The organism is Paenibacillus xylanivorans, assembly GCF_001280595.1.
GTDB lineage: Bacteria > Bacillota > Bacilli > Paenibacillales > Paenibacillaceae > Paenibacillus > Paenibacillus xylanivorans.
Map to the genome: position 1 here is coordinate 12,138 of NZ_LITU01000064.1, position 13,792 is coordinate 25,929.

At 44.8% G+C, this 13,792-nt stretch carries 11 protein-coding genes; 8 read left to right on the plus strand and 3 right to left on the minus strand.

The features are described from left to right. Positions 1-643: 643 nt before the first annotated feature. From gntK to AMS66_RS17010, 3 genes are all read right to left on the minus strand, one after another. Positions 644-2,191 (minus strand): gluconokinase, encoded by a 1,548-nt coding sequence (gntK, locus tag AMS66_RS17000; RefSeq protein WP_053781946.1) that lies wholly within the window; start codon positions 2,189-2,191, stop codon positions 644-646. A gap of 87 nt (positions 2,192-2,278) precedes the next feature. Beyond that, complete coding sequence (locus AMS66_RS17005; RefSeq protein WP_053781947.1) at positions 2,279-3,640, minus strand: GntP family permease; 1,362 nt, start codon at positions 3,638-3,640, stop codon at positions 2,279-2,281. Positions 3,641-3,883: 243 nt separating this feature from the next. After that, on the minus strand, positions 3,884-4,558 hold the full coding sequence (locus AMS66_RS17010; protein ID WP_053781948.1) for a GntR family transcriptional regulator: 675 nt from the start codon (positions 4,556-4,558) through the stop codon (positions 3,884-3,886). A gap of 781 nt (positions 4,559-5,339) precedes the next feature. Between AMS66_RS17010 and rpmH the strand changes: the two genes are divergently transcribed. The 8 genes from rpmH (at position 5,340) to noc (ending at position 13,786) form a co-directional block, all read left to right on the plus strand. Then, a complete protein-coding gene (gene rpmH, locus AMS66_RS17015; RefSeq protein ID WP_024629517.1) occupies positions 5,340-5,474 on the plus strand; it encodes a 50S ribosomal protein L34 in 135 nt (44 codons plus the stop codon). 270 nt (positions 5,475-5,744) lie between these two features. Continuing rightward, positions 5,745-6,095, plus strand: a complete 351-nt coding sequence (rnpA, locus tag AMS66_RS17020) for a ribonuclease P protein component (protein ID WP_053781949.1) — start codon at positions 5,745-5,747, stop codon at positions 6,093-6,095. Between the two features lie 74 nt (positions 6,096-6,169). After that, positions 6,170-7,051: a YidC/Oxa1 family membrane protein insertase gene (locus AMS66_RS17025; RefSeq protein WP_024629519.1), complete on the plus strand. Its 882-nt coding sequence runs from the start codon at positions 6,170-6,172 to the stop codon at positions 7,049-7,051. Next, positions 7,048-7,749, plus strand: coding sequence for an RNA-binding cell elongation regulator Jag/EloR (gene jag, locus AMS66_RS17030; protein WP_053781950.1), 702 nt, complete (start codon positions 7,048-7,050; stop codon positions 7,747-7,749). The genes AMS66_RS17025 and jag overlap by 4 nt, the downstream gene beginning before the upstream one ends. A gap of 269 nt (positions 7,750-8,018) precedes the next feature. Continuing rightward, entirely contained in the window at positions 8,019-9,395 is a 1,377-nt protein-coding gene (gene mnmE / locus AMS66_RS17035; RefSeq protein WP_053781951.1) for a tRNA uridine-5-carboxymethylaminomethyl(34) synthesis GTPase MnmE, read from the plus strand. A gap of 221 nt (positions 9,396-9,616) precedes the next feature. Beyond that, positions 9,617-11,506, plus strand: coding sequence for a tRNA uridine-5-carboxymethylaminomethyl(34) synthesis enzyme MnmG (gene mnmG, locus AMS66_RS17040; protein ID WP_053781952.1), 1,890 nt, complete (start codon positions 9,617-9,619; stop codon positions 11,504-11,506). Next, entirely contained in the window at positions 11,506-12,228 is a 723-nt protein-coding gene (gene rsmG / locus AMS66_RS17045) for a 16S rRNA (guanine(527)-N(7))-methyltransferase RsmG (RefSeq protein WP_053781953.1), read from the plus strand. Before mnmG ends, rsmG begins: the two co-directional genes overlap by 1 nt. Before the next feature lie 739 nt (positions 12,229-12,967). Further along, a complete protein-coding gene (noc, locus tag AMS66_RS17050) occupies positions 12,968-13,786 on the plus strand; it encodes a nucleoid occlusion protein (protein WP_053781954.1) in 819 nt (272 codons plus the stop codon). Positions 13,787-13,792 lie beyond the last annotated feature (6 nt).

Below are 13,792 nucleotides of genomic sequence, written 5' to 3' on the forward strand. Positions count from 1 at the left end.
AAATTGTTCACAACTTTATCCACAGGCTGTTGATAATATTATGGGTCAGATCACATATTCACATCCAAAAGTAATACAATCATAGCAAAAGAAGCCCGGCATTTCAATGTATCGTGTGATTTTATCCACAAATTCAATAACTTGTGTATAATTTTTAATCACAACACAATATATTGTTTATAAATTGTTTAACTTTCGACAAGATGACCCAAAAACCCAAATTATTTTATACACAGGTTATTCGTCAAATGATGCTGAATTGTGTGTAAAAGTATTCTCTGTTTGTGAATAACCTCTCTGTGGATAACCGTAAAGTGAAAATGGCTGTTTTGGAGATTTACAGGAGAGTGATTCTTCATGCTCGTTTTCCTTTTTTCGAAAAGCGGAATGGAGGAACGACAAAATCAAAGGCATAGGAAATCAAGGAGAGACCTTTTGGTATGGAAGGAGCAGTTAATGATTTGTATGAACCGAACGTAGAATTTATTCCTAAAAGAGGTAGGCTGGACATGCGCGCGAAATTGGAGGTAAATTTGGCCCCATTGCCGCCGCAGTTTTGCGTATGCCAAAAAGAGGTTGTTCTTTAAGACCGGAATGGTGGTCAAAGAGAACAACCTCTTTTTGGTGGTTATAAAAGGATGATTTACTTGATATGAACGGAAAATTTACGTTGGAATTCGGCGATGTCTGCATATTCTTCTTCCAATTTTCGCGAAATGCGAATAAAGATGGGGAGCAGCTCCTGGTAGATCGATGCATGTTCTTTGATAGGGGTATGCTTGTGCGTTGTACCTACCATAGATGAAACGGCATGAAGCGACTTGATTCGCCCTGTAGCATAAAGACCGAGCACGACGGCCCCAAGACAGGAACTTTCAAAGCTCTCAGGCACAATGACTTCCTGGTTGAATATATCGGACATCATCTGACGCCAGAGTGGGGAACGAGCGAAACCACCCGTTGCCTGAATGGAGGTAGGTTGTCCGATCTGTTCTTCCATGGCCAAAAGTACGGTGTACAGGTTGAAAATAACCCCTTCCAGCACAGCGCGGATCATATGCTCCTTCTGGTGATGAAGGGTCAAACCAAAGAAGGAACCTCGGGCGTCCGGATTCCATAAAGGGGCGCGTTCCCCTGAAAGGTACGGATGGAATAGAAGCCCTTCCGAACCGGGACTGACGCGTTCAGCAATCTTAGTGAGTACATCATAGGAATTGATGCCGAGCCGTTTGGCTGTTTCGACTTCCGAGGCAGCAAATTCGTCCCGTACCCAGCGGAAAAGCATGCCACCGTTATTCACAGGCCCGCCGATGACCCAAAGATTCTCGGTGAGCGCATAACAGAAGGTTCTACCTTTTGGATCAGTTACAGGACGGTCAACGACGGTGCGAATGGCACCGCTGGTGCCGATCGTTGCTGCAACAACACCAGGTTCAATAGCGTTCACCCCCAGATTGGACAATACCCCATCACTTGCACCGATGACGAAGGGAGTGAAGGGGGAGAGAGCCATTTTTTCAGCCCATGTACGATCCATTCCCTCTATAATATGTGTGGTCGGGACGAGCTTCGATAGATGGTCAGGTGTAATGCCTGCAACCTCAAGGGCCTCGGCATCCCATTCCAGCTGTTCCAAATTGAGCAGACCGGTACAGGAGGCGATGGAATGATCCACGACATATTGACCGAACAGACGGAAGAACAAATATTCTTTAATAGAGATAAATTTGGCGGTACGTTGAAAAAGTTCAGGCTCTTCATGGCGTAGCCACATTAATTTGGTCAGTGGCGACATGGGGTGAATCGGTGTACCTGTTCGCAGATAAATGTGATGTCCCAGTCCATTCTCCTGCAGTTTGGCAGCCCAAGCTGCACTCCGGTTATCAGCCCAAGTGATGCAGCGGGTGAGGGGGGTACCATCTTGTCCCATAGCAATAACACTGTGCATGGCAGAGCTGCAAGACACGAACATAATTTGTTCCGCAGCTACGCCGCTTTGATCCATCACGCCGCGTACAGAGCGAAGGGCAGCTTGTACGATTTGCTCTGGATCCTGCTCAGCCACATCTGGAGCTGGGGTGTATAAAGGATATTCCTGAGTCGATGTGCTTACGACTTCACCTTGTTCCGTAAAGAGTACGGATTTGGTACTGGTTGTACCGATATCCATACCAATCATATAGTTGTTCATTTTACATAAACCTTCTTTCTTTTGAACCCGTAAAATTAAAACTCTAATTGTGTGAATTTATATTCTTCTTCTATATAGATATTCAATTTATACAACTGTACTCAGCAGCAAAATAAAGATCAGTCCAACGACAGATAGTAGTGTTTCCATAACGGTCCACGTCTTCAGGGTCTGTGATACGCTCATATTGAAAAATTCCTTGATCATCCAGAAGCCTGCGTCATTCACGTGGGAGAGAACAAGTGAACCTGCACCAGTAGCGAGTACAACCAGCTCAATATTGGCACCTGGTGTTAGTGCAAGAACCGGAGCTACAATACCAGCAGCTGTCGTCATTGCAACAGTCGCTGAACCGGTAGCAACCCGAATGAGTGCAGCTACAAGCCAAGCGAACAGGATTACGTTAATATTGGCATGTGTGGCGACCTCAGCAATGGCATTACCTACGCCGCTATTGATCAACACCTGCTTGAACGCACCGCCTCCGCCAATAATGAGAATGATGGTCGCCGTAGGCGCCAGACATTCACTGGTGAAGCGGGAGATGTCATGTTTGTTGAACCCGCGTGAGAATCCGAGTGAAAAGAGGGCGAACACGACGGAGATCAGCAACGCTATAATTTCATGGCCAATAAATTCACAGAAAACCGTAAATCCGCTTGTGGCATCCGGGTCTACGATATTGGCGATAGAGCCAATAAGCATCAAAATGACCGGCAGCAAGATGGTAAACAGGGTTATTCCGAAACCAGGCAAGTTGTTACTTTTTTTCGTAGCGAATTGTTCAGCCAGCTCCGCAGGCGGTTCGGTATGTATTCTTTTACCGATAAATTTACCAAACAGAGGTCCAGCGATAATGGCAGTAGGGATACCTACAATAAGAGAGTACAAGATCGTTTTACCCAAATCGGCGCTGAACGCTTCGATGGCAATCATGGGAGCCGGGTGAGGTGGAACCAGACCATGTACAGTAGAGAGACCTGCTAAAATTGGAATACCGATCTGTAGAAGCGACATATTGGTTTTACGTGCAACGGTAAAAATGATCGGAATCAGCAGAATGACGCCGACTTCGAAGAAAACAGGAATACCGACGATAAAACCAACAATCATCATCGCCCAATGCACACGTTTCACACCGAAACGATCCACAAGTGTGGTAGCAATACGCTCGGCTCCGCCGGATTCAGCCATCATCTTACCAAGCATGGTGCCCAGACCGATAACGATGGCGATCGTTCCAAGTGTGCCGCCAAGTCCGCCAGTAATAGAAGTAATTACATCGGCAGGCTTCATACCAGCGAGTAAACCAAGCATTAATGCCGATATCAAAAGAGTGATGAAAGGATTCCATTTATATTTGGAGATCAATACGATCAGAAATACGATCGCAATCAATGTCCAGACCAATAACGTTGCATTGTGGGATAGCCCAAAAAGAGTGCTCATGAGGTATGCTCCTTTATTCTGATATATAACGCTTACAACTGATCTATGATCAGGTGGAGGGAAGTTGCTTTACAATTCATGTAGTGTGGGCTGCTAAATCCCCCTTAATATGCCCCAAAAAATTGAAACAAATCGCATTTTGTATACTTGTCGACAAGTTGGTGTGCAATCATTCACAATGGATATGATTGCACACTCCCTGCACGATATGCCAGTAATGAATGAAATTCCATTACCTTGTCATTAGGAATCAAAGCTTTCGTGCAATGTCTTGCCTGAATCCTGGAAATACGTACGGACTCCAGATTGAATCCGTTCTTTGTCACCCGATTCAAGGGCCTCAATCAGCAGACGGTGTTTATTAATTACAGCGCTTACTTTCTGCTCCCCCTGAATAAATACCCTGCGCGTGGTGAGCAGCATGACTGTCATGACAACATAACGAATGCTTTTCCATAGATGTAAAATACGGGAATGCTTGGCGGCTTCGATAATGGTCTCGTGAAAGATCAGATCCTGATAAGCGAATTCAACCGCATCTTGGTGGCGTCCAGCCAAGTCCATTTTGTCCATCACATTGCGAAGCTGGGTAATCAATTGTTCCGGGACATCCCCTGCAAGTCGTTGCTGCACAAAACTTTCAATTAGGAAACGAACGTCGTACAATTCCTCGACATCCTTAATTTTCAATCCAATGACAACAACACCCATACGCTCCAGCCGAATGAGACCTTCATTCGACAATGTTCTTAACGCTTCTCGTACAGGTGAGCGACTGCTGTCAAAATCAGCAGCAATCCGATTTTCTGACAAAATTTCGCCAGGACGAAGGGTTCCGCTAATGATACGCAGCCTTAATTCGCAGGCAATGGCTTCCCCGCGGGAAGCTCCCTGAAGCCAGGATGAAGGAAACAGCATAATGGCTAACGCTCCTATTATAAGTAATCAGTTCAATACTGATCATAGCATAACTATTTTGCTCATAGAGCATACCTAATCAATCCTTATAACGAGTATGCTCTACGCGCATGCTGAATTTAGGAGCGTCATACTGCTTCAAATGGATTTCTCAAAGAGCTAGAGAACGTAATGTTGTCTCTTAAATAAAGCTAGATCTGTACTTTATTTCAGATAAGTATACTTGTATACAAGATGTGATTTTTTTATCCTACACCTTTCTCTAAAACTTGTAAACCATAAGAATAAAGCGGATACATTAAATTTAAAGAATGTCATTTTAAAAGCCCTAATTCATTGTTAACTAATGTATAGCTATTTATCGTTACACTACTGAAGTCTCCCTGAAACATATCCATATTAACCGAAAGTAGAGCCAATGAAACATTCTTGCATCGACAAACAATCTTTATCCACATGTGAATAAGTTGGAAATGATAATCAAACATCAAATTAAGGGGTTCGAAGGGTGTGGATAACCTTAAAAAGTGATTTTTGGGGAATGCATCAGGTCTTGGGGATAACTTTTGGAGCTTCTAAATGCTGCTTCAAGAAGGGTATATACAGGGGGACGCAATCATGACCGTTCAGACTGGGTAGAATAGGTATTCAAAGGAGAGAGGAGCCAAGAGGCCCGGAGTTGACTTTTCCAGGTGTTCATGGTTAAATGTATAAAGGTGTTTTCTGTGAAGATGAAAGTGATTCATCACATAAGTATTTCCTTGTGAGGAGGTGCAATACATTGAGACCTACATTCAAACCGAACGTTAGCAAACGTAAAAAAGTTCATGGTTTCCGGAAAAGAATGAGCACGAGCAACGGACGTAAAGTTCTGGCTGCACGTCGCCTTAAAGGCCGTAAAGTCCTGAGTGCTTAATGCACTGTGAAGACCACCGAGGTGGTCTTTTTTTTCTTAAATAGGTCAATTCAGACTGGATGCTGGTATAGATCAGGTCTGAATTGGCTGCGAAAAAGCTTGGTTATACACATCCAGGTATGATGAATGAGTTGTCCGTTTTTTCGAAAACGTTCCTTATATAATGAAGTTGCCGCCAAGACGGTTTATCGTTATTCAAGAAAGCCTATACTAATTCAGTAATAAGGCCTTCGTCAATAATGTTGGTGGAGAACAGCAAGGAGAAGCGCCGTGTATAAAAGACTGCGTTTACGAAACCGGGCGGACTTTAGCCGCGTATACCGGTATGGGAAATCGTTTGCCAATCATCAGTTTGTGGTGTATGGCTGTCGTCGTAAAGATACAGAACAATTCCGAGTAGGTGTATCCTGTAGCAAGAAAATCGGAAACGCTGTCGTACGCAACCGGATGAGACGCATGATTAAGGAAATTGTACGCCATCATGAGAAAGAGATTGTGACGCAGATGGATCTGATATTTATCGTCAGAAAAGGTGCATTGGACATGTCCTACAAGGAGATGGAAAAAAGCCTGCTGCATGCGATGCGCAAGGGCTCTCTTTTGAAGTCGGGCAAGCGGTAAGCTTCGGTTTATTTGTCCTCCTAATTATGGTATGATTTACGGTGGAATGGAATGGTTAAGAGAGGGGTTATGAAGTGTCGCGATTGAAGACATCAAAGGGGAAGTGGATTCTCCTCATTGCAGTCATTGCAATGGTCACCGTGCTCGCCGGATGTACTCCGCAAGGGGCCGGGGTCACTACGGAAGATTTAAGAAACGGATCATTCTGGCAAAGCAATGTTATTTACTGGTTCTCCCTGGCGCTCGATACATTTGCCAACTGGTTTAACGGTGAATATGGACTAGCCGTCCTTGTGATGGTGTTGATTGTACGGACGTTAATCTTGCCGCTGACAATGAAGCAGGTACGCAGTTCCAAGGCGATGCAGGCTATTCAACCGAAATTGAAAGAAATTCAAGCCAAGTATAAAGATACACCTGAGAAAGTTCAGCAAGAAACAATGAAGTTGTTTCAGGAGAACAAAGTTAATCCGATGGCGGGTTGCTTACCACTTCTGATTCAAATGCCGATTTACATCGCACTTTATAACTCAATTTACGGAAACTCGAGTCTGAGAACGCATGATTTCTTGTGGCTTCAACTCGGATCGCCGGATCACCTGTTTATTTTGCCAGTGCTGGCTGCCATCACAACATTCGTGCAAACGTGGATGATGATGCGCATGAATCCTGCACAGCAAGTTGGACCGATGCAGTTCATGCTGTGGGTTTATCCGATATTGATCTTCGTAATGTCGTATCAGTTCCCGGCTGCATTGCCGTTGTACTGGTTCTACAGTAACATCTACACGATCGTGCAAAACTATTTCCTTTACCGGAATAATGATAAAGTCGTGGCTGAGGTCAACGTGAAGCAGAGCAGCACTTCCAAAAATGGAAATGGAGCTAAACGCAAAAACGGTGGCAAAGCAACTGTCTCTGGAAAAGGGTCGAAAGGGGCCAAAAAATCGAAATGACCAAAGTCATTGCGTCAGGAAAAACCGTTGAAGATGCTGTAAACCAAGGATTGGCTGAGCTTGGCGTGAGCCGGGACAAGGTCGAGATACAAGTGTTAGAGCAGCCGTCAAAAGGATTCCTGGGTTTGATCGGGGTAAAGGCCGCTAAAGTTGAAGTAAAACTTCTGCCTGTGCCCGAACCTGTTCCACAGCCGATCAAACCGGCCGCACATATACCTCAGGTTGAAGCAACACTTGAGGGTGTGGCAGCTAAAAATCCCTATGAGGAAGCGGCTGCTTTCCTAAAAGAAGTGGCAGCAGGTATGGGACTGGATGTTGAAGTGCATATCAAAAAACAGCGTGACGGACATATCTTCAATATTGCCGGTGAAGACCTGGGCATGATTATTGGCAGACGTGGACAGACGCTGGATGCCCTTCAATATTTAACGAACATTGTAGCCAACCGTTATTCGGAAAGCTTCGTTCGCATCGTACTTGATGCAGAGAATTTCCGTCAACGTCGACGCAAGACGCTGGAGGATCTGGCTGAACGTTTGGCTGGACAGGCCATTCGCACCGGCAAGGAAGTTGTGCTGGAGCCGATGCCCCCACTCGAACGCAAAGTCATTCATGCGAAGTTGCAAAATCACTCGCAGATTAAGACATACAGCAAGGGCGAGGAGCCCAATCGGCGCGTGGTCATTACGACGAAATAACCTGAAATTGAAGACGCAATGGCTTCCTGCCCGGTGCAGAAGCCATTGCTTTTTTCGTACAGAAGTATATTTTTTCAAAACCAAAGAGCGGCTTTAGTATAGCCATATTAAAGATAGAGATGGTTCTTTCACTCTAGATATTGTATCCTTCTAGCGTTGGAAGCCAATGATGAAAGAAACGGCAAGAAGCATTGTGAACTGAACTTATATTGAAATTCATATAGCGTCCCGAGGGACGCAATTTTAAAATAGAGCAAGGAGAGATAACCATGATTAGTGATACGATTACGGCGATATCAACAGCTGTCGGAGAAGCGGGTATCGCTGTAATCCGGGTGAGCGGCCCGGATGCAGTGTCGGAGACAGAGAAAATTTTTCGCAGCAAAACCCCACTAACCCAAGCAGCATCCCACACGGTTCATTACGGTCATATTATAGATCCGGGGACCAACGAGAAGATCGAGGAAGTATTGGTTACGGTGATGCGCGCACCACGTTCTTTCACAACAGAAGATGTCGTGGAGATTAGCGCTCATGGCGGAGTGGTTTCGGTTAAGCGTGTAATGGATTTGTTGTTGCAGCTCGATATTCGTCTCGCCGAACCCGGCGAGTTCACAAAGCGTGCTTTTCTCAACGGACGGATTGATCTGTCCCAGGCGGAAGGGGTCATGGATCTCATTCGTTCCAAATCCGATCGGGCTTTCTCGATTGCCTTGAAGCAAGTAGAGGGAAAGTTGTCATCCAAGCTACGCGAGCTGAGATACACGCTGGTGGAGACGCTTGCTCACATCGAAGTAAATATCGACTATCCTGAGCATGATGTGGAGTCGTTAACGTCCGATTTTATTAAAGAAAAATCCAGTCAGGTGATGACTGAAATTGATAAATTGCTGGTAACAGCAGAGCAAGGAAAGATACTGCGAGAAGGAATCACAACAGCAATCGTGGGCCGGCCAAACGTAGGGAAATCTTCATTGCTGAATACGTTGGCCCAGGACAATCGCGCAATTGTAACGGATATCCCGGGTACAACGCGTGATGTCATCGAAGAGTTTGTTACGATTAACAATATACCGCTCAAGCTGCTCGATACGGCAGGTATTCGGGAAACGATGGATGTTGTGGAGAAAATCGGGGTGGAGCGTTCTCGCTCTGCTGTGAATGAGGCGGACCTGTTATTGATGGTTATCAACGCTGCCGAGCCGCTACATCCGGACGAGATTGAATTATTGGAACAAATACGCGGTAGACAATCCATTATTATAATGAATAAAATGGACTTAGCGCCGCAGGCGGACCGCGATGTGCTGCTTCGTTACATCCCCGAGGAACGGCTTGTTCCGATGTCGGTGAAAGATGATCTAGGCGTGGACCGATTGGAAGATGCCATCTCGACATTGTTCTTCAGTGGCAAGCTGGAGTCGGCCGACCTGACGTATGTCAGCAATGTGCGTCATATTGCTTTGCTCAAAAAAGCGAAACAGTCGCTCATTGATGCCTATGAAGCGGCAGAGCAGCTGATTCCCATTGATATGATCCAGATTGATGTTCGTCTGGCATGGGAGCAGTTGGGTGAAATCGTGGGCGATACAGCGCATGATGCGTTGATTGATCAGATTTTCTCTCAATTCTGCCTCGGAAAATAACACGGGGTAAACATACCGGCTCTGAAAAGTAGTATGATAATAAAGTCCATCTGTGGGTGGTCAAAGAATCCGCGAAAATGTCTGAAGTACCTATAGACTTGATGGCTTAATATAGATCGAAATGCATCCCGTGGAGTGTGGAGTGTGTTTCGCGATTTTTACAAAAAATTGATCGTGTGCATGAATTTAGGCGTGCAGCGGCAAAAAGGAGGTAAACTGGAATGGCTTTTGATGGCGGCAGTTATGATGTAATCGTCGTTGGTGCAGGACACGCTGGTGTGGAATCGGCACTGGCTGCAGCTCGTATGGGCTCTAAAACGCTGATGATTACAATCAATCTGGATATGGTGGCCTTCATGCCTTGTAACCCATCTATTGGGGGACCGGCAAAAGGACATGTGGTACGTGAGATTGATGCACTTGGTGGAGAGATGGGACGGAACATCGATAAGACGTTTATTCAGATGCGAATGCTCAACACAGGTAAAGGACCTGCTGTTCATGCACTTCGTGCTCAGGCGGATAAATTTTCTTACCAGCATACAATGAAAGAAACGATGGAGAATGAACGCAACCTGACGATGCGCCAAGGCATGGTTGATCGCCTGATCGTTGAAGACGGACATTGCGTAGGTGTGGTTACTCAAACGGGTACAGAGTATCGGGCCAAGGCTATTGTTTTGACAACAGGTACGTATCTGCGCGGTAAAGTAATTATGGGTGAGTTAATGTACGAGAGTGGTCCGAATAACCAACAGCCTTCACTTAAGTTATCCGAACATCTGCGTGAGCTTGGTTTCGACCTGGTTCGTTTTAAAACAGGTACTCCACCACGGGTGCATAAGGATACGATTGATTTTAGCAAAACAGAAATTCAGCCTGGCGATGACAAGCCGAAGTTCTTTTCCTATGAAACGGAATCTTCCGATAATGAGCAGCTGCCTTGCTGGTTGACGTATACGTCTGTGGAAACACATCAGATTATTAACGATAATCTTCACCGTGCACCCATGTTTTCGGGGGTTATTGAAGGTACCGGACCACGTTATTGTCCATCAATTGAGGATAAAATTGTGCGTTTCAGCGACAAGCCGAAGCATCAGATTTTCCTGGAGCCAGAAGGCAAAAACACATCGGAGTACTATGTACAGGGTCTGTCCACCAGTCTGCCAGAGGATGTTCAACTGGCGGTCCTTCGTTCCATCCCGGGTATGGAAAAAGTAGAAATGATGCGTAACGGTTACGCCATTGAATATGATGCCATGGTGCCTACACAGCTGTGGCCTTCACTGGAAACGAAACGTCTACCAGGTCTGTTTACAGCAGGGCAGATTAATGGTACCTCCGGGTATGAAGAAGCAGCAGGACAAGGCGTAATGGCCGGTATTAATGCTGCACGTAAAGTACAGGGTAAAGAGCCAGTCGTACTTGATCGCTCCCAAGGTTACATTGGTGTACTGATCGATGATCTCGTTACCAAAGGTACGAATGAGCCTTACCGTCTGCTGACGTCCCGTGCAGAATATCGTTTGTTGCTTCGTCATGATAATGCAGATATGCGTTTGACAGAAATGGGTCATGATATTGGATTGATTCCTGAAGAGCGATACACCAAATTCCTGGATAAAAAGGCAAAAGTAGAGCAGGAAGTGGCTCGTCTGAAGGCAGCCAAAGTTCGCCCTGTGGAAGTGAATTCGAAGCTGGAAGAGATCGGTTCTACACCGATTCAGGATGGTAGTACACTTCTGACATTGATGCGTCGCCCAGAGATCGGGTATGACTGGATTGAGCAGATCTCACCGTCTGAGGTAGAACTGACTGCTGACATGAAAGAGCAAGTGGAAATTCAAATTAAATATGCGGGTTATATTGAGAAACAATTGATCCACGTGGAACGTTTGCAAAAAATGGAGAAAAAGAAAATTCCGGATACGATTGTATATGACGAAATTCATGGCCTTGCTATGGAAGCGAAGCAGAAGCTCGCCACGATTCGTCCAATCTCGATCGGACAGGCGTCTCGTATTGCCGGGGTCACTCCTGCGGATATCTCCATTCTGCTGGTTTACCTGGAGCATTATAACCGTGTAACCGCAGCAAGGGGTCAATAATGGACGATATTCAACAGCAGCTACAACGGCGCCTGAAGAAGCATGGACTGGAGCTGGATGAACGCCAGTTGGAGCAATTCGAATTGTATTTTCAGGAGCTGGTAGCCTGGAATGAAAAGATGAATTTAACCGGAATTACCGAACGCGAACAAGTATATACAAAGCATTTCTATGATTCGGTATCGCTGGCATTTTATACTGATATGTCTAAGGTAAACAAACTTGCAGACATTGGTTCTGGAGCAGGGTTCCCTGGACTACCGCTTAAAATTTGTTTCCCACATATCAAGCTGACCATCATTGATTCCCTAAATAAACGTATTGGCTTTCTGCAGCATGTTGTGGATACGCTCGGGTTGACGGATGTGGAACTGATTCATGGGCGTGCGGAGGAACTTGGACGCAAAGATGGGTACCGGGACAGCTATGACCTCGTTACTGCCCGTGCAGTAGCCAAGCTGGCGGTGCTTAACGAATTCTGTCTGCCATTTGTTCGTAAAAGTGGATTATTCGCTGCAATGAAGGGCGGAGACCCGCGCGAAGAAATGAAGGAAGCTGAATTCAGCTTTAATCAGCTGAAAGGACGGGTAAAAGCTGTTCATCCGTTCCAGTTACCCGTTGAAGAATCGGCACGTCATATCATTCTGATTCAGAAGTTTGATAAGACACCCTATAAATATCCACGTAAAGCGGGAACGCCACTAAAAACACCTTTGATATAGTTCTTGGGGTAACATCGTATGTATGTCAAAGGTAAGATGATATTTATTCGGTTTTTTAATTTTAACGAAAAATTTAAGATAAGAGAAAGAGGATGTTTCACGTGAAACATCCTCTTTTTGTTTTTTGATTTATTATCTATGTATAGATTGCATCTACATTTCATTACATAAGCTAAAAAAGGAAATTGAAAATTTATTTAGGAAAGAAAGTTATTCTGTTAAAGCTGTTTCCTAATTAAAGATATGCTTTGTTGGATGGTGTGCTGCTTTTAGGAGAAAGGTACGAAAGTTGATAGGGGAGACAAGCAAGCGCAAGTTTGTTCTGCCACGGACGTTGTCTTACGAAAATTCAATTTCAAGTTGTATAAAACGAGTACACAAATGTAGCTACTATGAGCAGGTGCTGTGTGTAGAGATCGTCCATATCTTATTGTGTATAAGCCGTCATATAGCTAATATTCATGAAGAAAAAGCAGGAGAATTAGAAGAGTTTAAAGAATAGGTAAACATAGGATTATGGAAGAAAAGATGATAGAATAGAAGTAGCCGGTCCTGGATTTCAGAGATCATAGATTATATGTATAGATAGATTTTCTAGCAATACGGTATAGGTAACAGAAAGCGTCATGAAAGGCAAAACTTATTCGAAGAACGACAGCATATGAAAGTGTCGCATTTTGAATAAGAAGCACCTGCAACTCTGCGGGAGCTATTACGAAACTAGGTGGTAATATACGGAATGAAAGAACAATTTTCGAAGTTGTTTGGTTTGGCGGAGCGCAATAACGGAGATGAGATTAAACATATTCCGGTCAACGAAATTGTGAGCAGCCCATATCAACCCCGTACTATATTTGATGATGATAAAATTGATGAGTTGTTGCAGACGATCAAGACACATGGAGTTATACAACCTATTGTCGTCCGCGTACGAAATGGATCATATGAGATTATCGCCGGGGAACGTCGCTGGCGTGCAGTTCGAAAACTTGGTTTGGATCATATTCCGGCCATTGTACGTGAGTTCAACGACTCTCAGGCAGCGTCCATCGCGTTGATTGAAAACCTGCAGCGTGAGGGACTCACTTCAATTGAAGAGGCTGTTGCTTATCAGAAACTGATTGATTTGCACCAACTTACACAGGAAAGTCTTGCGCAGCGATTAGGCAAAAGCCAGTCGACAATCGCCAACAAAATTCGGTTGTTACAGCTTCCTGATGGTATTAAGACAGCACTGATGGAACGTAAGATTTCGGAGCGTCATGCCAGAGCTTTACTTTCATTGGATACGGAAGAATTACAAATGAAACTGCTTGGCGAGATTATTGATAAAGAGTTGAATGTAAAACAAACGGAAGCGAGGGTTGCCTTTTACAAGGAATCTTCGAAGATCAAAAAATCCAAACGTGTCTCATTCACTAAGGATGTTAGACTTGCACTTAATACGATTCGTCAATCCATTGATATGGTATCGGGCTCCGGTCTGGACATCAAAACAAAGGAAGCAGACCATGAGGACCATTACGAGATCGTTATCCATATTCCGAAACGCAAATAATTGAAG